A 20,062-nucleotide genomic window follows, 5' to 3' on the forward strand; every position below is an offset into this window, starting at 1 on the left:
CCTTGGGGTGTTGCGACACAAATACTTCATGTTGTACCGACAGAATGACCAAACGGTCGGTAGTGTAATCATCTAGATGAAATAACCGTGCGTTAAGATAGCGCATCGGTCAGCGGCGGCGTGCCGCATTCCCCCAAGTGGATAACAAGAATGAACATCAACGTAGAACGTGGTTCGGGCATTGCCCTGTGGCGCCAGATTGAAGAAACCCTGGCTGCCGAGATTGCCCGCAAAATCCTGCGCGAACGCCTGCCCAACGAAACCGAACTGGCCACCCGCTTTGGCGTAAACCGCCATACCGTGCGCCGCGCTGTACAAGCGCTCGAAGCCCGCGGTCTGGTGCGTATCGAACAAGGTCGCGGCACCTTTGTTCAGGAAGAGTTCATCGACTACAAGCTGGGCAAGCGCAGTCGTTTCTCACACAGCCTTGAAAAACAGCAACTGGCCGGCACCAGCCAGGTACAACGCTCCCGCGAAGTGGTGCCGCGCGATGAAGTCTGCGCCATGCTCGGTGTCGCCAACGGTACGCCTGCACTGCAGGTTGATGCACTGGATGTCGTTGATGGCCGCGTCATTGGCGTGTGTACGCAGTATTTTCCGCTGCCACGTTTTCGCGGGTTTGATGTGACGTATAAACACCACGGCTCGGTCGCACGGGCGTTAGGTGATGTCGGCATTACCGAATACAGCCGTAAACTGAGCCGCGTCAGCACTCGTCTGCCGGAAGCCGATTGCGCGCAACAGTTGGGGCAGCCCAAAACCCAACCCATCCTGTTCGTGGAAAGCGTGTACATCGACGGCACAGGCCAGCCCATCGAATATGGCATTACCCGCTTTGCAGGGGACGCCGTACAACTTTTGTTTGAGCCGGAAGCCGTTTGATGTCTTTGCGCCTTGAGGTTGAGCAGCATATTGCCAACCAACCCCGTTTTGCCAGCCATGAGCTAACCCGCTTCAACATTCTGGGTTTTGATCTGGGATGGCTGGAACCGGTGACGGTCGATTTTCTCACGGCACACAACGCGGCATTTGCGTTGCAGACCGACCGTATCGTATTGCAGGCCCAATCCGGCAACGAAGCAGCCCGCATCCTCACCGAGGCCGCCCTGGCCATGAAGGCCGCCGGACTGATCAAAGGCTGGCGCAACGAGCTTTATACCGTCCTCGCGCCCCAAGCTGATGGCTTGCCAGACTTCTCTCATCCCCTCTTTCAGCTTGAACGCGGTGCGTTCCGGCGTTACGGCCTGCTGAGTCTGGCTGTGCATATCAATGGCTGGGGTACGGATCACCGCATGTGGATTGGTCAGCGCGCGGCCAGCAAAGCGGTAGATCCAGGCCGGCTGGATAACATTGCTGCGGGTGGCATGGCGGCGGGTGAAGATGCCCGCACATGCGCGATTCGGGAGTTATGGGAAGAAGCCGGCGTACCGGCAGACATTGCCGGGCGTGTTGTTGCCGCAGGGGAAATCCGCACGACCCGCAACGAGGTCGATGGCACGCATGACGAAATCCTCTATTGCTACGACCTGGAAGTGCCGGCGGGTTTTACGCCGCACAATACCGATGGCGAAGTAGCCGGGTTCGTAGCCCTGAGCGTAGATGAACTGGTCGCACATCTGCCACGGCTAACCTGGGATGCGTCGCTGGTCGCAGCCGATTTTCTACTTCGTAAAGGCTGGGTCTAAGCCGTTATCGGCAGTGTATCTTTTGGGTTGCACCCTCAGACCATTTCAAAAGGTGCAACCCCATCCAGGCAAAGGTTGCACCTTTCTGATGCCGCGCGCAGAATCCGTTGGTATTTTTGCCAATCTGCCCCATCAGGAAGCGCACCATGAGCACCACCACCCTTGGCGTCAAACTGGATGAAACCACCCGGGAACGCTTGAAACAAGCCGCACAGAAGCTTGATCGCACCCCGCACTGGCTCATCAAACAAGCCATTTTCAATACGCTGGAACAGATTGAACGTGGCCAGGTATTGACGCTGATTCAGGGTGATGAAGAAGGTGGCGCAACCCAGCATGAGGTTGCACCAGAACAACACCCCCAGGTGCAACCCTTCCTTGAGTTTGCCCAAAGCGTGCAACCGCAATCGGTACTGCGGGCCGCCATCACCGCCGCGTATCGCCGCCCGGAACCAGAGTGCTTACCCGCCCTGCTGGAACAAGCCCGCTTGCCACAAACCCAGGCACACAACGCGCAGCAACTGGCCCGCAAACTGGCCGGCAATCTGCGCGAACAAAAAGTGGGCACTGGCCGTGAGGGCCTGGTTCAAGGCTTGATCCAGGAGTTCAGTTTGTCATCGCAGGAAGGCGTGGCATTGATGTGTCTGGCCGAAGCATTGCTGCGCATTCCAGACAAAGCCACGCGCGATGCGCTGATCCGCGACAAGATTGCCCGTGGTAACTGGCATTCGCATGTTGGACAGAGCCCTTCGCTCTTCGTCAATGCCGCCACCTGGGGTTTGCTGCTGACCGGCAAACTGGTCGCAACGCATACCGAATCTGGCCTTTCCAGTGCCCTCACCCGCATTATTGGCAAGGGGGGCGAGCCCTTGGTGCGTAAAGGCGTAGATATGGCCATGCGCCTGATGGGCGAACAGTTTGTGACGGGCGAGACCATCTCTGAAGCACTGGCCAACGCGCGCAAGTTTGAGGACGAGGGGTTCCGTTACTCGTACGACATGCTGGGCGAAGCAGCCATGACGGAAGTCGATGCCCAACGCTATCTGGCCTCCTATGAACAAGCCATCCGCGCCATTGGCCGCGCCGCGCAAGGCCGGGGTATTTATGAGGGCCCGGGCATCTCTATCAAGCTTTCAGCCCTGCACCCACGTTACAGCCGCGCTCAGTACGACCGCGTACAGAGCGAGTTGTACCCACGCTTGAAATCACTGGCGGTGCTGGCTCGTCAATTTGATATCGGTATCAATATCGATGCTGAAGAGGCTGATCGCCTGGAGATCTCACTCGATTTGCTGGAACGGCTGTGTTTCGAGCCCGACCTGGCCGGCTGGAATGGCATTGGCTTTGTGGTGCAGGCCTACCAGAAGCGCTGCCCCTACGTACTGGATTATCTGATTGATCTGGCCCGCCGTAGCCGCCACCGCTTGATGATCCGCCTGGTAAAAGGCGCGTACTGGGATAGCGAGATCAAGCGTGCGCAGGTCGATGGCCTGGAAGGGTATCCGGTCTACACCCGCAAGGTTTACACCGATGTGTCTTACCTCGCGTGCGCCCGCAAACTGCTGGCCGTGCCGGAAGCCATTTACCCGCAATTTGCCACCCACAATGCCCACACGCTGGCGACCATTTACCACATTGCTGGCCAGAACTATTACCCAGGCCAGTATGAATTCCAGTGCCTGCATGGCATGGGTGAACCGCTGTATGAACAGGTCGTCGGCAAGTTGGCAGAGGGCAAACTCAATCGTCCGTGTCGAATCTACGCGCCAGTCGGCACGCATGAAACGCTGCTGGCCTACCTGGTCCGTCGTCTGCTGGAAAACGGCGCCAATACCTCGTTTGTGAACCGCATTGGCGATGAAACCATCTCTCTGGATGAACTGATTGCTGATCCGGTGGGTGTTGTCGAAGAAATGCATCGGCATGAAGGCACCCTGGGTCTGCCACACCCGCGCATTGGCCTGCCATCACAATTGTATGGTGCCGCGCGGATCAATTCGGCCGGGCTGGACCTCTCGAACGAACAACGCCTGGCATCGCTCTCCGCAGCGCTGTTGCATGGCGCAGATGAAACCTGGCGCGCCACGCCACTGATTGAAGGGCTGACACCCGCCAGCACGGGCGGTGCAGTGGTTCTGAACCCGGCCGATCACCACGACGTGGTTGGCCACGTCATTGAAGCCACGCCGGCAGACGTGGATGTGGCCATGCAGGCATCTGTGCACGAGGCCCAGATCTGGCAAGCCACGCCGCCAGAACAGCGCGCCGCCCTGCTGGATCGAGCCGCCGACTTGATGGAAAGCCGGACGCAGCATTTGATGGGGTTGATCGTGCGTGAAGCGGGCAAGTCGTTGCCCAATGCCATTGCCGAAGTGCGTGAAGCGGTCGATTTCTTGCGCTATTACGCCGCGCAGGTGCGTGATCAATTCAGCAACGATACGCATCGCCCGCTTGGCCCGGTGGTCTGTATCAGCCCGTGGAATTTCCCACTGGCCATCTTCACCGGGCAGGTGGCCGCCGCACTGGCTGCCGGCAATACGGTACTGGCCAAGCCAGCGGAGCAAACCCCGCTGATCGCTGCGCAAGCGGTGCAAATTCTGCATGAGGCAGGCGTACCTGTCGGCGCAGTACAATTGCTGCCAGGTCTGGGCGAAACCGTGGGTGCTGCATTGGTCAACGACGCGCGCACGCGTGGCGTGATGTTTACCGGTTCCACCCAAGTGGCACGCCTTCTGCAACGCAGCCTTGCAGGGCGTCTGAGCACCAACGGTGCGCCGATTCCGCTGATTGCAGAAACCGGCGGCCAGAACGCGATGATTGTTGATTCGTCCGCATTGACCGAGCAAGTCGTCGCCGATGTACTGGCCTCGGCCTTTGATAGCGCAGGTCAACGATGCTCTGCCCTGCGCGTGCTGTGTCTGCAGGATGACATTGCTGATCGCGTCCTGGAGATGCTCAAAGGCGGCATGCAAGAGCTGATTGTCGGCAACCCGGATCGCCTCTCCACTGACGTCGGCCCGGTCATTGACGCCGAGGCACAGGCCGGCATCCAGAACCATATCGATACGCTGTATGGCAAAGGCCGCAAGATCTATCAGGCCGGCGAGCCAGAGGCCGGCCGCTACGGCACCTTTATCGCCCCCACACTGATTGAACTGGACAGCATTGCTGAACTGGAGCGCGAAGTGTTCGGCCCGGTGCTGCATGTGGTGCGCTGGCAGCGTACGGCCGATCACGCCGGGCTGGATCGCCTGCTTGACCAGATCAATCAGACCGGTTACGGCCTGACCATGGGCATACATACCCGCATTGACGAGACCATCGCGCACATTGTGTCGCGGGCGCGGGTGGGCAACCTGTACGTGAACCGCAATGTGGTTGGCGCTGTGGTCGGTGTTCAACCGTTCGGGGGCGAAGGCCTGTCTGGCACCGGCCCGAAAGCGGGTGGCCCGTTGTATCTGCATCGACTGCTGTCGGTATGTCCGCAAGATGCTGTGCGCAAAATGCTGAGCGAAGCCGCGGATCAACCTGCTGCCCTGGTATCGCCGCTGCGTGCGCAACTACTGGAACCCTTTGCCGCCCTGCAAACCTGGGCACTCAAGCATCAGCCGGATCTGGCCGCCCTTTGCCAGAAATTGACCGAAGCCAGCATGACCGGCACCACGCTGACCCTTGCCGGGCCAACCGGTGAGCGCAACACCTACACCCTGCTCCCGCGTGATCGGGTACTGTGCGTGACCAGTGTGGAGGACGCACTGCGGCAGATCGCCACGGTGTTGTCGGTAGGCGCCATGGCGATCGTGATCAAACGTGCCGGGATGGCCGAGCTGATCGCGCAATTGCCCGCAACGACAAGGGCCCGCATTGAACTGGTCGAAGCCACAGAAGACCTGACCACGCTGGAATTTGACGCGGTATTACACCATGGCGATTCGGACGAACTGCGCACGCTAAGCCAGATCATCGCAGAACGCGATGGCCCGATCGTTGGCGTACAGGGCCTGGCTACGGGCGGCGAGACCTTTGCACTGGAACGCCTGCTGATCGAGCGCGCGTTGTCTGTCAACACGGCCGCTGCCGGGGGCAATGCAAGCTTGATGACGATTGGGTAAGCGCAACGGGCGGTGGGCCGACTAAAATGGCCGCATGACCCACACCGCCCGCCTCTTCATTGGCCTGACGCCCCCGCCCACCGTACGCCAGCAACTCGTCGCGGCGCGGGATCAGGCGCACACACAGTTTGGTGGCAAGGCTGTGCCAGAAGCCAATCTGCATCTGACTTTGGCGTTTCTGGGGCAAACCCCGCTGGTACGGATCGCTGAACTCTCCACGCTGATCGATCAATGCGGTTTTATGGCGATGACACTGCAACTGGCCACGATCGGTAGTTTCAGCCGAGCCAATGTGGTGTGGGCGGGTCTCTCTGCCCGGCATATCGTGCTGGATGGTCTGGCCACACGCCTTTGTCAGACACTGCAACAGCATCATTTCAGCATCGATACCCAAGGCTTTAATGCGCACGTCACGCTGCTACGCAAAGCAATCTGCCCAGCACATGTGCTAACGCCCGCCATCAACTGGCGGGCGTCACAATTAAGCCTGTATGAATCACGATCAACCCCGGATGGGGTCGAATATCAGGTGCTACATCGCGTAATCAGCCACACAGGTCATGATCACGCGACATAAGGCTCAAGGAAATACATTCCCCTGATAAGCCAGCACACCACTACGACCGGGGATTTCGGTCATTTCAACGTGGTGATATGGCAACGAGGCGGGATCCAGCGCGCCGTAAAGTTCGGCACAAGAAACCAGTTGGTAACCCTGCTCAATCCAGCCTGCCAACAAACGCTCGAAGGTCGGCAGCAGCTTCATCCCTTCCAGCTCTGCATGCAGCGTGAAAACATGGCCATAGGGCTGCGTGTCTTCGGTCAAGCGCAAGATGTGTTCATGCACGTTGTCGGCATTCAAGCCATCAACCCCCAGGAGTTCATCCAGCGTTGGCAATGTGCCTGGCAATTGCACGCAACGCACCAGTTCACCCTTCACGACCGGCCAGAACGGGTGGGTGCCGCGCGTATCAGCCGCATAGGTCAAACCCATGTGCTGTTCATAGCGATAGGCATGTTCATTCATTTGCCAACCCGCTGCACCGTGGGTCTTGGCTGGCTCGCCAAAGATGCTCTGAAAGCGTTCGGCCGCCTTGTTCAGTTCAGCGCGCGTCCAGGCTTCATCCGCCCCGGCCACGCCATCTTGCCAACGAATGTGATCCCACGTGTGAATCCCGTTCTCAAAGCCCGCAGCAGCCACACCGCGCATGAGTTCGGCGCAACGTTTGCCAATATCCGGACCAGGCAACAACGTGCCGTACATCAAGGTCTTGAAGCCGTAATGCTCCACCACGGAGGTACGAGATACTTTTTTCATGAACCCCGGGCGGAACACGCGCTTGATGGCGCGGCCGGTGTGATCCGGGCCCAGACTCCACAGGAACGTGGCATTGGCTTTGTGCCGCTGCAGGGCCTCGACAAGGCGCGGCACGCCAATGCGGGTGCCCCGGAACGTATCGACATCAATCTTGAGTGCTAGCAATCGCATAAATCTGGAACGGCTTTAGTGACGAATCAGGTGGAAGGATTTTTATGCGAATGGACGGTGACACACTCAATGCGTCGCAGCGGTCTCTGAGGCTGCTTCAGCCTTGCCCTTGTGCGCACGGCGCAGCATCTCTTGCTCCATGGCAGTGAACTGATGCAAAAGCTGATCGCGGGCAGTACCGGTGCCCAGGCTGCCAACCAGCTTGGAGGTGGGCGTCCATTCGGCGTGGTAGCTTACCACGGTCAGGCCGTTCTTTTCGGACAAGGTACTGACGCTGGTGAGCGGACCGGAATCGCCACCGACTGAATGTGCACGAATTTCAGTCATTGGTTTGAGCTCCATCTCACGGATGGAGTCATAAGAGGTATGGAACACCCCGAGCGGCACCACACCTTTCTGCTCCACTTTCATGGTGGTGTCCGTGTGCTCGAGAATCTTGCTGCTATTCAGATTGGGCACAAAACTGGCCATATGATCAAAGTCCGTCAGGACCTCCCAGGCTATTTCACGCGAGACCGCCACTGTGAACTCGCTTTCCAGCGTGACCATCTCGCCTTTTTTTTCCACATGGGCAGCCACCGGGCTGGCCGCACCATTGTCAGCCGCATGCGCGGGCCAACAGGCAAGCAAGGTCAATACGCCGACCGTTGAAATCAAAAGTCGCATGGGGCTCTCCAGAAGCTTCAGGGGGCATGATGCTAGCGGAATCATGACATATGCATGCCTATTCAGGACTCATGGTAGACGCGCGTGCCGCGTTTTGCCTGCGCTCCCCGCCACAGGGCAGAGGCTTGACCACCCCACAAGACACTGCCGGGTCCAAGCCATAATCAGGTCGACCAATACCAGGCCGGGCGCTCCAGTTCTGCCAGACCTTGTACGCGGGTCTCGCCCAGTTCTTTATCCAGCCGCCAGGCTTGCACATCTTCTTGTTGACTGAGCGTATTGATCAACCGGCCAGCATGAGAAACGACAATCCCCTGTGACTGTTCTGCGGCCTGAGTGACAACAAAGCGGCGATCTGCAGCAAGTACCGAAGCGTGCCGTCAGAGAATTCTGCGGCCTGCAATGGCCGGAGCAAACCGGGTTGCAGCATGGTGACTTCAAACCAGTCAGCATGTGCGTCATCTAAAGACGAACGTGGCAAACCCGTTCAGCATGGCAAACGGGTTATCAATCGCCAATAAAAAAAGGCCCGCATGGGGCCTTTTTTTGGTCAGCTGCCAAGATCAGCTTTCGCGGGTGACGCGCCAGACTTCTTCCAGGGCAGTTTCACCGCGTTGCACACGGCGAACACCATCCTGGCGCAGCGTATACATGCCGTGCGTAAGGGCGTAATCCTTCAGTTCTTGTTCCGGTACACGGGCGTGGATCATGCTGCGCACGGTTTCATCGATCCTGAAGAGTTCGTACAAACCCGTTCGGCCGCGATAACCCGAGTCACCACATTGCTCACACCCCACGGCCCGGTAAAGCACCGGTGCGCCCAGACCTTGAAAGGCCGGCAATTCATCCGGTTGCACTTCGCCGGGCTGACTGCAGGCCGGACACAGCTTGCGCGCCAGTCGCTGCGCCAGTACGCCCAACAAGGACGAAGCCAGCAGGAATGGCTCAATGCCCATATCGGTCAAACGGGTCACCGCGCTGACGGCATCGTTAGTGTGCAAAGTGGCCAGCACCAGGTGACCGGTGAGCGAGGCTTGCACCGCTATTTGCGCGGTTTCCAGATCACGGATTTCACCAATCATGATGACATCCGGGTCTTGCCGCAAAATAGCGCGCAGAGCACGGGCAAAGCTCATGTCGATACGCGGGTTGATCTGCGTCTGCCCCACACCATCCAGATCGTATTCGATCGGATCTTCGACGGTCATGATATTGCTGGTTTTGGAATCCATGCGCGACAGCGCGGCATAGAGCGTGGTGGTCTTGCCGGAACCTGTGGGACCGGTGACCAGCACAATGCCGTGCGGTTCGTTGAGCATGGCCTGCAGTTGCACCAACACCTCGCCGCCCATCCCCAGTTTTTCCAGGTTCAGGCGACCAGCAGATTTATCCAGCAAACGCAGTACCGCCCGCTCCCCGTGGCCCGTCGGCAAGGTCGAAACCCGCACATCCACCGGGCGACCGGCGACACGCAATGTGATGCGGCCATCCTGCGGCAGGCGTTTTTCGGCAATATCCAGCCCGGCCATGACCTTGATCCGCGATACCAGCGCAGCATGCAATGCGCGTTTGGGCTCAAGGATGTCGCGCAACTGACCGTCAACCCGGAAACGCACCACAGAACGCGTTTCAAATGGCTCAAGATGCAAGTCGGATGCGTTCTCACGCAACGCTTCGGTCAACAGCGCGTTGATCAGACGAATAATGGGCGCGTCGTCTTCGGTCTCGAGCAGGTCTTCGATCTCTGGCAGTTCTTGCGCCAGGCGCGAGAGATCCAGACTGCCTTCGAGGTCATCTGCCACGCTGGCCGAAGCGCTGCCTGCATTACTGAACAACTCGGACAAGCGCGCTTCGTACGCTTCCTGATCCAGGAGTTCGACATCCAGCGGACGACCTGCAACGCGACGCAACTCATTCAGGGCAGATAAATCGGCCCCTTTGCGCATCAATACATGTACCGAGTGTTCATGCCGCTCGGAATCCACTACGCCAAAATCACGCGCGTAGTGATAAGGAACCAGTCTTGCGCTCACTTGGCTTGATCCTGCGTTGCGGCAGCTGGCGCACTGGCAGCGGGCGCCAGCGGCTGGGTGACTGTCGGCGTAGTCGCATTGGTCGTTTGCTTACCGGCACCGCGCATATCCTGCACGCCATAACGCGAGGTGCTCGGTGTAGTCGGCGTGCTCGACAAATCAGGCAACACTGCATTAGGCACTGCCTTCAGCAACACGCTATCTGACATTTTGAATTCTTGCTGCACGCGGCGCAGATAACCGTAGCGATCTGCCGAGAGTGTGTCGGTGTCTTTGCTGTCGTACAGGATCACCGGGCGCAGAAACACCATCAGATCGGTCTTGGCCCAGTTGCGGCTTTGATAGCGGAACAAACCACCAATAACCGGGATATCACCCAGCAACGGCACCTTGTTTTCGCCGTTGGAAGACGAATCCTGCAGCAGGCCACCCAGTACGATGGTCTGGCCATTATCGACCAGTACCTTCGAGTCGATCGTACGTTTCTTCGTGGCAATACCGCCGCCGTTGGTATTCACCGTGCTATCAATACTGGAGACTTCCTGGTACACCTGCATGGTGATCGTGCCGCCTTCAGAAACTTGCGGACGCACTGCCAGGGTAATACCGATGTCCTGACGCGTATAGGTATTGAACGGGTTGGTGTTGGAGCCGGTCGATGCCGTCTGGCCAGTCAGAATCGGGATGTTCTGGCCGACCATGATCTTGGCCTCTTCGTTATCCAGCGTCACCAGGTTTGGTGTAGACAGCACGTTGGCATCACCCGAGTTTTCCAGTGCCGACAAAATCACACCTGCCGTCGCCGATCCGTTCACTACACCCAGGTTAAAACCGCTCGGCGTGGTGCTGAATGTACCCGTCGAGATCCCGGACAAAATACTGGTAATCGGGTTATTCAGCGTGGCCACACTGCCCGTCAGCGCCGACAGACCAACCACCGAAGTACCCGACCCCGTCAGACCCAATTGCCACTGCACGCCCAGTTCATTGAGCTTGGAGGCGTTCACTTCGGCAATGATGGCTTCTACATAAACCTGCGCGCGGCGGGCATCGAGTTTGTCGATCACATCGCGCAAGTTGTTATAGATATTGTCTGGCGCCGTGATGATCATCGAGTTGGTCATCGGGTCGGCGGTGATCAGCACATTGGCACCGCCAACTTGCACACTGGTCGAAGTTGGCTGGGTACTGGTGTTGCTGGTTGTGGTGGTGGTCGGCGTGCTGCTCATGCCAGACAAACCAGTGTTGCTGGTCGAGCTGCTACTGGTCGACGAATTGCTGCTCAGGCTGGCCGATGCGGCAAGGCTGGTGGACTGGTTACTATTGCTGCCGTTACCCGAATCCTGACCGGTCAGAATGCCTTTGAGCGTACCGGCCAGCTTGGTGGCCTCTGCATTGCGCAGGTACACCACGTGGATATTCCCGCCCGCCGCACCCGGCTGATCCAGCGTATCCACAAGACGTTTGATTTGCTGCGCGGTGGCCTGATTTTCAGAGCGCACCAGCAAGGCGTTACTGCGTACGTCAGGCACGATCGTGCTACGGTGAATGCCCTCGCCTGGCGCATTGGCCGGCGTGACACCCTGCATGGAAATTTCTGGCATCAAACGAGCCAGCGTCTGAGCGACATCCAGTGCAGATGCGTATTTAAGTTGAATCGGGAAAATATCCGACTGCGCGGGCTGGTCGATGCTTTCAATAATCCGGTTCAGCCGGCGCACGTTGTCCGCGTAGTCGGTAATGACCAGTGTATTGCCTGCCGGGTAAGCCGCCACGGTGTTGTTGGGCGACACCAGCGGGCGCAGGATCGGCACCAGTTGCGTTGCCGACTCATAGCGCAGCGGGTAAACCTGAGTGACGATCTTGTCACCGTTCAGTTTCATGCCGCGCTGACCGGTGGTGCTGTAGTTCTGCTTGGCATCAGCCTCTGGCATCACCTTGACCACGCCGTTGGCTTCCAGGGCGGTAAACCCTTGCTGGCGCAGTGCAGACAACAAAATGGGGTAAACCGCTTCTTTGGCCACAGGCTCAGAAGAAACGATATTGACCGTGCCTTTGACGCGCGGGTCGATCACGAAATTCTTGCCGGTGATCAAACCCACCGCCTTGATCGTGGATTCAAGGTCGGCATTCACAAAATTGAGCGTGACCGAATTTGTATTATCAGCAGCCTGCAACAATTGGCTGGCGAGCAAACAGGCGATCAACAAGGGGCGAAAACGAGGTTTCATTGCAATCCGTCAAGGCTGAATCTGGTAATGCATTCGCAACAGGCTGCCGTGCCTCAAAAGCACAAGCTGCACCTGCGACTGCTGGCTGAATGCGGTATATACGGTCGAAATATCGGTGTTTTGCGTCAAATTGGCGCCATTCACACTCTTGAGTACGTCCCCACCCTGCAAGCCCAGCGGGCCCGCAAAAGGTTGCTGGGAAGGATTATCAATCTGGATGCCGCCGCCAGCGGCACTGCTGATGCCTTTGGCCCAGTCTGAAATATTGGCACTTTGCATCGCCGCGGCCAGCTGGCCACGGGTCAGCGTGGAGGACGGACCTTCACTGATACTGCCGCCCACTGCAGGCGCTGCTGCGGGGGGCGCCGCGCCGACCACAGGCCGGGCCACTGGCATTGCTGCTACGGCAGGCGCACTGGCGCCTTGCAACATCAGTTTTGAAATCTGGCCACGTTCATCAAGCTCAACGTGATCTCGTTCTACACGCGTCAGCTTCACGCCCGCGCGCAGTTCCTGCCCTACTTTCACCGCAGTGGGCATCGATGCATCCAGCCCGGTGAAGATGGCCGCGCTATAACTATCTCCGCCGGCAATGACGGCAATCAGCTGGGCAGACAAATTACTTTCACCGGCATCTTGCGCACCCGAACCAAACCAGGTACGCGCACCCGCCCATTGCATCTGCGCGCTGCGCGGTGCTTCTACGGCCGGGGCCAGCCGCACCTGTGGGGAATGCGGGGCAAACAATTGCCAGAACAATCCGGCGCATGCCCATGCCAGTGCGATCACCAGCAGCACATCCAGCGCGCCAATCCAGCGGGATTTGTCTGATACAGATATTTTTGGAAATTTCACCGGAGCCGACTATGTATGTATGTTCTGGTTTTGAACTGGGGCAATTTATACCAAATGCCGCAGGCGCATGACTATAAGCCGCAGGGCCCCAACAGCAGAGCGAGACACTTTATTTCGCGTTTTTTACGGTTTTGCGACTTCTCTGCAAAAAAGTGTTTGACAGGCCAAAAGTTGCATGGTTAAATGCGCACCTCTCGACGAGACACGGGTGATTAGCTCAGATGGTAGAGCGTCTGCCTTACACGCAGAATGTCGGCGGTTCGATCCCGTCATCACCCACCAAACCGCTGCGGAGCGGTAGTTCAGTTGGTTAGAATACCGGCCTGTCACGCCGGGGGTCGCGGGTTCGAGTCCCGTCCGCTCCGCCAGCAACACTCTTGTTGCAGCCTTGTTTCTTCAGTTGTTCTGTATTAAATCCAATCTATCAAGCTGTTAAATGTTCTTTCGTCAAACGTAAGAATTTGCCTGCACGTCGTGGTTATCTGGCAACACTCGGCGGCTAGTTTCGACGCCCGTCGTTTAAATTCCATGCTTTGCTTGACCTGACCCGGCCGCTAGCGCAAATTCGTCGGAAATTGTCCGCTGACCTTGCCCATGCCGCTTGCACCACGCACTCTGGATAGTCGTTTCCGTCCGCTATCACTTGTCGTCGCATTGATCGTCAGTCTGGGCGGTATTGCCGCACTGCATCTTTGGGGTGGCGTCCAGCCTGGAATGCCACTCTGGCTCACTGAAGCCTGGCTGGTTATCGGCAGCCTGTACGTCGCCTTGCTGGCCTCCCGCGGGGCCGGTACCGCTGTCGACGTCCCGCTGGATGCCGAACCCGCCGATGCCGGCGACACCCACATCCCTATTGCTCACTGCTTGCCTGATCTGGTCTGGCGCATTGACTACGCCAATCGAACGGTGACATCGCTCAACAATGCGACCGCACAGTTTCATCCGTCCGCGTGTGATGGCAATGGTCGCCTCTCCGGCTTGTTCCCTGCGCGTGTCTCGCGCCAGTACCTGGAAGCGCTGATCTCAGTCCAGAGCACGCAAGTGCAGCAGCAGTTTGAATACCGCCTGGGCAATGGTAATGAATCCAGCCAGCACGTCTTCGAAGCCCGCCTGCTGCCACTCTCTACGGGCGAGTGTCTGGCATTGATCCGTGACATCACACAGATGAAAGCCACGGAAGAAGCGCTCTTCCAGCAGCAACTGTTTGTGCATCAGATCATCGACTCCAGCCCCAACCTGATTTTTGTGCGCGACAAGCATGGGCGCTTTTTGCTGGTGAACCGCGCCACACAGACCACGCTGGGTCATGAACTGCTGGTGCAATCTCATCTTGCTGCGCACGATCACGCCATGCCGTTCACGACAGGTGATCTTGAAGTGCTTGAACACGGCGACACCGTACGCACTGTTGATCATTGGACACTGCCCAATGGCCGCACGCACTGGTTCGACATCACCAAACAACCACTGGTGCGCGAAGGCGACGTATATATATTGTCGATCGCCATCGACATTACCCACGTGAAGGCCGCCGAAGCACTGATCGCGTCGTCCGACCCCTTGTCTGAGGGCGTTGCCGATGCGCTGCCAGTGCCATTCATGCTGCTACGCAAAGGCATTATCGAGTTCGTAAACAACCCGATGTGCGAGCGGTTGAACACCCCTCCCACGGACCTTCTTGGTCGCCCGCTTGAAGCCATTACGGCCAATAGTGAACAACTGCTGGCGGAATCGAGCCCGGACACCGCGCTTGAGTTCCACTATCACCGCGACCAGAAGACGCATGCCTGCCGCGTACAGCAGATTGGCACTGACGAAAAAACCCGCACCTTGCTGGTCCTGCACTAGGCCGGAAACAGCACGTACCGGGGCGCAGGCGCGCTCATGCTAGAATCGGGCGTTTTTGACGCCCGGTTTCGTTTTATATGTCCACCGACCTTCTCGCCCAACTGGGCGAAGAACTCCAGCATTGCCTTGCCCGTGACCGCATCAGCCTGCAACCGAAGTTGCGCGCGGCCCAGCAGCGGGCCGCCCAGGGCAAACCGGTGGACCGCAGCGTGGCTGAGCTGTCACAACAGATTGAAGCCAGTAGCCGCAAATACCGCCAGCGCGAACACAATCTGCCACGCCCGACCTTTGACGAAGCCCTCCCCGTCAACCAGAAACGTGATGAAATCCGGGATGCAATTGCGGCCAACCAGGTCGTGATTATTTGTGGCGAAACCGGTTCAGGCAAAACTACGCAGTTGCCCAAAATCTGCCTGGAACTGGGGCGGGGTACTGCCGGTTTGATTGGCCACACCCAACCACGCCGCCTGGCTGCGCGCTCTGTCGCCACCCGCATTGCACAAGAACTGAATACCGAAACCGGCGCCATTGTCGGCTACAAGGTGCGCTTTGCCGACAAAACCTCTGAAGCCAGTTACATCAAACTGATGACGGACGGGATTTTGCTGGCCGAAACGCTCAGCGATCCGCTCTTAAGTGGCTATGACACCATCCTGATCGATGAAGCACATGAACGCAGTCTCAACATCGATTTTCTGTTGGGTTATCTAAAACAGATCCTGCCGCAACGACCGGATCTGAAAGTCATTGTCACCTCCGCCACCATTGATGCAGATCGCTTTGCCAACCACTTCTCCGGCGCGCCGGTCATTGAAGTGTCGGGCCGCACTTATCCGGTGGAAGTACGCTATCGCCCCTTGCAAGCGCGCGATGAAGACGATGCCGAAATCGAAATGGAAGAGGCGATCGTTAACGCCGTAGAAGAACTGTGGCGACACGATGGCACGGGCGATGTGCTGGTGTTTTTACCCGGCGAGCGCGAAATCCGTGAAACTGCTGAAGAATTCCGCAAAGCCAAAGTACGTGATGCCGAAGTGCTACCCCTGTTGGCGCGCCTTTCCAACGAAGAACAACAACGCATCTTCCGCAGCTCCAACGGCCGCCGCGTGGTGCTGGCCACCAACGTGGCGGAAACCTCACTCACTGTGCCGGGCATCCGTTATGTGATCGACTCTGGCCAGGCGCGGGTGAACCGCTATTCGCCGCGCGCCAAGGTCGAACAACTGCTGGTTGAGAAAATCTCCCAGGCCTCCGCCCGTCAACGCGCCGGCCGTTGCGGCCGTGTCAGTTCCGGCATTTGCGTACGCTTGTACGACGAAGATGATTTCAATGGCCGGCCAGCGTTTACTGATCCGGAAATCGTGCGTTCGTCGCTGGCCGCAGTCATTTTGCGAATGGCAGCCCTCAAGCTGGGGAAGGTTGATGAATTCCCGTTCCTGGAAGCGCCATCTGGCCGACTGATTGCCGACGGTTACCAGCAACTGCGCGAACTGGGCGCGGTGGATGAAGAAGACCGCCTCACTCCGGTGGGTCGACAATTGTCGCGCCTGCCGGTCGACCCGAAACTGGGCCGCATGCTGTTGGGCGGACATCAGGAAAACTGCCTGAAAGAGATTCTGGTGATTGCCAGCGCGCTCAGCCTGCAAGATCCGCGAGAACGCCCATTTGACGCACGTGACGCGGCAGACCGCGCGCAGCAGCGCTTTGTCGATGAAAAGTCAGACTTCCAGTCATATCTGAAGCTGTGGCATTTCTTTGAAGAGGCTCTAGCCAACAAACAATCCAACCGGCAACTGGTCAATCTGTGTCACGAGCATTTTCTGTCTTACCTGCGTCTGCGAGAGTGGCGAGATTTGCACCGTCAACTCACGGATATCGCAGAAGACATGGAATGGCGCCTGAATGACAAACCAGGCACTTACGAGCAGGTCCACAAAGCGCTGTTAACCGGCTTGCTCGGCAATATCGGCATGAAACAACCCGAGGCCGATGAATACCTGGGCGCACGCGGTATCAAATTCCAGATTTTCCCGGGTTCTGGCCTCAAGCGCGCTCGGCCCAAGTGGATTCTGGCGGGTGATCTGGTTGAAACAACCAAACTGTTTGGTCGTTGCGCTGCGGCGATCGAGCCTGACTGGGTAGAGAAACTGGCGTTGCATCTGGTCAGCCGTCAGTATTTTGATCCGCATTGGGAGAAAGACCCGGCACAAGTGGTGGCGTCTGAGCGTGTCACGCTGTACGGCCTGCCCATTGTGGCGCGGCGCCGCGTGAACTATGGCCGCATCAACCCGGTAGAAGCCCGTGAGATTTTCATTCGCGAGGCGCTGGTCCGTTTCAACTACAACACCAAGGCCAGGTTTCAGGAGCACAATTTTGATGTGCTGACCGAGATCGAAGAACTGGAACACAAGGCCCGTCGCCAGGATTTTCTGGTGGATGAACAAGTCTTGTATGACTTCTTCGACAAGATCATTCCAGAAGGTATCGTCAACGGCGCGGGGTTTGAAGCCTGGCGCAAAGACGCAGAAAAAGTCGATCCAAAGCTGTTGTTCCTTGATCGGGAAGAACTGATGCAACGGGCGGCCGGCATGGTCACGGCCGAGCAATTCCCCACGCATTTCAAACTGGCTGAAGCCCGCTTGCCGCTGTCTTACCGCTTCGAGCCTGGCCACGTGCTGGACGGCATCACGCTAACGCTGCCACTGCACCAGCTTAACCGCGTCAACGCCAATGTGTTCGACTGGCTGGTGCCGGGCATGCTACGCGAGAAAATCACGCTCCTGATCAAGGCACTCCCCAAGAGCATCCGGCGCCTGTGTGTACCGGTGCCCGATTTTGTCACGCGCATGATGACGGAACTGGACACAGCCGACCGCGAGGCCCCGCTCCTGCCGCAACTGACGCGCGCCACAACGCGCGGTGTGGGTCAGCCCGTATCAGAAGACGATTTTTCCAGCGTCGAACTCCCGCCCCATTTGCAGATGAATTTCAGGGTGGTGGACGATGCCGGTCAGGAACTGGCCAGCGGCCGGGACCTGGTCGCCATTCGCGCCCAGTTGGGCGAAGCGGCACAAATGACCTTCCGGGAAACCAGCGGCGCTGGTGATGACGGCGGCAACGAGATCGAGAAAACCGGCATCAACAAGTGGGACTTTGGCGATCTACCGGCCAAACTCACCTTCAAGCGCCAGGGCCGCAACACCACAGGTTACCCAGCCCTGGTGGTTGATGAGGCGGAAAGCTGCGCGATCTTGCTCTTTGATACCGAACACGCCGCTGAAGCAGCGCACCGTGAAGGCGTCGTGCATCTGTTGCGGATCGAACTCAAAGAACACGTTAAACAGCTACAGAAATCCGTGCCCAATTTCCAGCAGCTCGCCCTGCAACTGCGCGCTATTGGCAATGCGGACATGCTGCTCGACGACCTCGTTAACTGCATCTGCAACCGGGCCTTTCTGGGTGAGGATGAGGCTCCGCGCACCAAAAAAGCATTCGACGACCAGAAAGCCCGCGCCCGTGCACGGCTGCCTTCGGTTCGCGATGCGGCCATCCGCGCGCTCACTGAGGTGGTGGCCGAGTACGCCTCGGTCGCCCAGATCGCCAACAAGCCCGGTCAGATCAGCCATGAACTGAAAGATCAACTGGGCAAGCTGGTATTCAACGGTTTCATGGCAGCCACGCCGTGGGAGCAATTACCACGTCTGCCGGTGTACCTCAAAGCCATGAAGTTGCGTGTAGAAAAGCGCACCGCCAACCCGTCACGTGACGCACAGCGGGCCGCCGAGGTGGTCGATTTTGAGGCCAAATGGCGCGGTGAGATCGAAAAATGGCAACGCGAAGGCAGGGATACTGCCAAGCTTTTGCCGGTTCGCTGGATGATCGAAGAATGGCGTATCAGCCTGTTTGCACAGGAATTGCGCACGCCCTACCCGATCTCGCTCAAGCGTCTGAGCAAATTGTGGGAAGAACTGCTGCGACGCTGATCACATCCGCTCTGTGGTACGTTCCGGAACGGTAAACGCGGCGCACAAGCGCCGCGTTTAGCTTTCACCACCCTGTAATACCGGATCGTGCCGTGCTCAAACCACTTGTGTTGTCTTTGCTGTTCATCAGCGCCCCAATCACCGCGCTGGCTAGTGGTTACGCCATTTTCACCCCGCTGATTGTGAATCGTTTGCCGCAATCAGCTGACAACCCCACCGCCCGCCAGGTATTGCATGCAGCAGACCTCGCCCGTCACCGTGATCCGCAACCCATGCCACGCGTACACACCGAGGGCACGTTGCCACATCAGGGTATTCGCGATCAGAGCATCGCCGCAGAGGCCGACTGGCCGGCGATATTGAACCTGGCGCTGGCATGGCGGCTATCAAATGATGATGTTTATCTGGTCGGGCTCGCGGCCTATCTGGATGCCTGGTTCCCGCTCTACCATGCCTCGTTCAACCCGATTGACGAGACCAATCTGGACACAGTGATCATGGCGTACGACCTGACGGCAGAGCGCCTGCCAGATGCCACGCGCGTCAACATGGAAGACTTTCTGCGCCAACTCGCCACCGGCTATATCGCCCAGGCCAACAGCAAGCTCAAGAAAGACCATGGCAACTGGCAGAGTCACCGCATCAAACTGGCCACCATGGCCGCTTTTGCGCTCAACGACCCCACCCTGATACAGGCTGCACATAAGGTGTACCAGAAGCACCTGGCCAACAATCTCGAGGCCGATGGCTCTGTGTTCGACTTTCACGAACGCGATGCCTTGCACTACGTGGTGTATGACCTGCAACCGTTGCTGATGGCCGCACTGGCCGCACAACGCCACGATCAAAACTGGTATCAGGACACCACGCCCGATGGAGCCACTCTGGCCAAAGCGCTCGACTGGCTGACGCCTTATGCCCAAGGCGAGCAAACCCACATCGAATATGTACGTTCTACGGTCAAGTTCGACTACCAACGCCGCGCTGCTGGCGAGCCGGGCTTCTCTGGCCCGTGGGAACCACAAAGTGCCACCCAATTGTTTAATCTGGCCGCGTTGGTGGATAACCGCTACGCCCCGCTGGCGGCGCGTCTGGGCCGGCCAGCGGCCTGGATGGTGCCAGGACAGTGAAATGGAGGACGGGTGGAGCAATGCCTTCTG

Annotated in this window: 13 protein-coding genes and 2 tRNA genes; 9 read left to right on the forward strand and 6 right to left on the reverse strand. The window is 58.1% G+C overall.

Annotated features, from left to right (window positions below):
* The first annotated feature begins 150 nt into the window (after positions 1-150).
* From phnF to thpR, 4 genes are all read left to right on the forward strand, one after another.
* Complete coding sequence (gene phnF, locus IEX44_RS03600; protein WP_188688922.1) at positions 151-882, forward strand: phosphonate metabolism transcriptional regulator PhnF; 732 nt, start codon at positions 151-153, stop codon at positions 880-882.
* A complete protein-coding gene (locus tag IEX44_RS03605; RefSeq protein ID WP_188688926.1) occupies positions 882-1,685 on the forward strand; it encodes an NUDIX hydrolase in 804 nt (267 codons plus the stop codon). Before phnF ends, IEX44_RS03605 begins: the two co-directional genes overlap by 1 nt.
* A 146-nt stretch (positions 1,686-1,831) precedes the next feature.
* Positions 1,832-5,797 (forward strand): trifunctional transcriptional regulator/proline dehydrogenase/L-glutamate gamma-semialdehyde dehydrogenase, encoded by a 3,966-nt coding sequence (gene putA / locus IEX44_RS03610; RefSeq protein ID WP_188688929.1) that lies wholly within the window; start codon positions 1,832-1,834, stop codon positions 5,795-5,797.
* A 34-nt stretch (positions 5,798-5,831) separates the two neighbouring features.
* Positions 5,832-6,374: an RNA 2',3'-cyclic phosphodiesterase gene (gene thpR, locus IEX44_RS03615; RefSeq protein ID WP_188688932.1), complete on the forward strand. Its 543-nt coding sequence runs from the start codon at positions 5,832-5,834 to the stop codon at positions 6,372-6,374.
* A 3-nt stretch (positions 6,375-6,377) separates the two neighbouring features.
* On the opposite strand, the gene IEX44_RS03620 is transcribed toward thpR, so the two are convergent.
* The 6 genes from IEX44_RS03620 to IEX44_RS03640 all read right to left on the reverse strand — a co-directional run bounded on the left by IEX44_RS03620 (position 6,378) and on the right by IEX44_RS03640 (position 13,071).
* A complete protein-coding gene (locus IEX44_RS03620) occupies positions 6,378-7,286 on the reverse strand; it encodes a polysaccharide deacetylase family protein (RefSeq protein ID WP_188688935.1) in 909 nt (302 codons plus the stop codon).
* Positions 7,287-7,352: 66 nt separating this feature from the next.
* Positions 7,353-7,952 (reverse strand): SRPBCC family protein, encoded by a 600-nt coding sequence (locus tag IEX44_RS03625; protein WP_188688937.1) that lies wholly within the window; start codon positions 7,950-7,952, stop codon positions 7,353-7,355.
* A gap of 164 nt (positions 7,953-8,116) precedes the next feature.
* Positions 8,117-8,239, reverse strand: coding sequence for a hypothetical protein (locus IEX44_RS21145; protein ID WP_268238858.1), 123 nt, complete (start codon positions 8,237-8,239; stop codon positions 8,117-8,119).
* 276 nt (positions 8,240-8,515) lie between these two features.
* Positions 8,516-9,985: a type II secretion system ATPase GspE gene (gene gspE / locus IEX44_RS03630; RefSeq protein WP_188688938.1), complete on the reverse strand. Its 1,470-nt coding sequence runs from the start codon at positions 9,983-9,985 to the stop codon at positions 8,516-8,518.
* The gene (gspD, locus tag IEX44_RS03635) at positions 9,982-12,216 is read right to left on the reverse strand and encodes a type II secretion system secretin GspD (RefSeq protein ID WP_188688940.1); all 2,235 of its coding nucleotides are present in this window, start codon (positions 12,214-12,216) and stop codon (positions 9,982-9,984) included. Before gspD ends, gspE begins: the two co-directional genes overlap by 4 nt.
* A 9-nt stretch (positions 12,217-12,225) precedes the next feature.
* The gene (locus IEX44_RS03640; protein ID WP_188688944.1) at positions 12,226-13,071 is read right to left on the reverse strand and encodes a type II secretion system protein N; all 846 of its coding nucleotides are present in this window, start codon (positions 13,069-13,071) and stop codon (positions 12,226-12,228) included.
* 206 nt (positions 13,072-13,277) lie between these two features.
* Here IEX44_RS03640 and IEX44_RS03645 point away from each other — a divergent pair.
* From IEX44_RS03645 to IEX44_RS03665, 5 genes are all read left to right on the forward strand, one after another.
* Positions 13,278-13,353, forward strand: a tRNA-Val gene (locus IEX44_RS03645).
* 9 nt (positions 13,354-13,362) lie between these two features.
* Positions 13,363-13,439, forward strand: a tRNA-Asp gene (locus IEX44_RS03650).
* Positions 13,440-13,665: 226 nt separating this feature from the next.
* Positions 13,666-14,919, forward strand: a complete 1,254-nt coding sequence (locus IEX44_RS03655) for a PAS domain-containing protein (protein ID WP_188688946.1) — start codon at positions 13,666-13,668, stop codon at positions 14,917-14,919.
* 77 nt (positions 14,920-14,996) lie between these two features.
* Complete coding sequence (hrpA, locus tag IEX44_RS03660; RefSeq protein WP_188688948.1) at positions 14,997-18,902, forward strand: ATP-dependent RNA helicase HrpA; 3,906 nt, start codon at positions 14,997-14,999, stop codon at positions 18,900-18,902.
* Positions 18,903-18,994: 92 nt separating this feature from the next.
* Entirely contained in the window at positions 18,995-20,032 is a 1,038-nt protein-coding gene (locus tag IEX44_RS03665; RefSeq protein ID WP_188688951.1) for an alginate lyase family protein, read from the forward strand.
* Positions 20,033-20,062: the final 30 nt, after the last annotated feature.

Source organism: Silvimonas amylolytica (assembly GCF_014645555.1).
In the GTDB taxonomy this organism is placed as follows: Bacteria; Pseudomonadota; Gammaproteobacteria; order Burkholderiales; family Chitinibacteraceae; genus Silvimonas; species Silvimonas amylolytica.

What these genes read in the sequence shown, in the direction of transcription:
- IEX44_RS03625 (WP_188688937.1), bottom strand. Translation starts at nt 7,952, where the DNA reads ATGCGACTTTTGATTTCAACGGTCGGCGTATTGACCTTGCTTGCCTGT.
- IEX44_RS03620 (WP_188688935.1), bottom strand. Translation starts at nt 7,286, where the DNA reads ATGCGATTGCTAGCACTCAAGATTGATGTCGATACGTTCCGGGGCACC.
- phnF (WP_188688922.1), top strand. Translation starts at nt 151, where the DNA reads ATGAACATCAACGTAGAACGTGGTTCGGGCATTGCCCTGTGGCGCCAG.
- thpR (WP_188688932.1), top strand. Translation starts at nt 5,832, where the DNA reads ATGACCCACACCGCCCGCCTCTTCATTGGCCTGACGCCCCCGCCCACC.
- IEX44_RS03605 (WP_188688926.1), top strand. Translation starts at nt 882, where the DNA reads ATGTCTTTGCGCCTTGAGGTTGAGCAGCATATTGCCAACCAACCCCGT.
- putA (WP_188688929.1), top strand. Translation starts at nt 1,832, where the DNA reads ATGAGCACCACCACCCTTGGCGTCAAACTGGATGAAACCACCCGGGAA.
- IEX44_RS03655 (WP_188688946.1), top strand. Translation starts at nt 13,666, where the DNA reads ATGCCGCTTGCACCACGCACTCTGGATAGTCGTTTCCGTCCGCTATCA.
- gspD (WP_188688940.1), bottom strand. Translation starts at nt 12,216, where the DNA reads ATGAAACCTCGTTTTCGCCCCTTGTTGATCGCCTGTTTGCTCGCCAGC.
- hrpA (WP_188688948.1), top strand. Translation starts at nt 14,997, where the DNA reads ATGTCCACCGACCTTCTCGCCCAACTGGGCGAAGAACTCCAGCATTGC.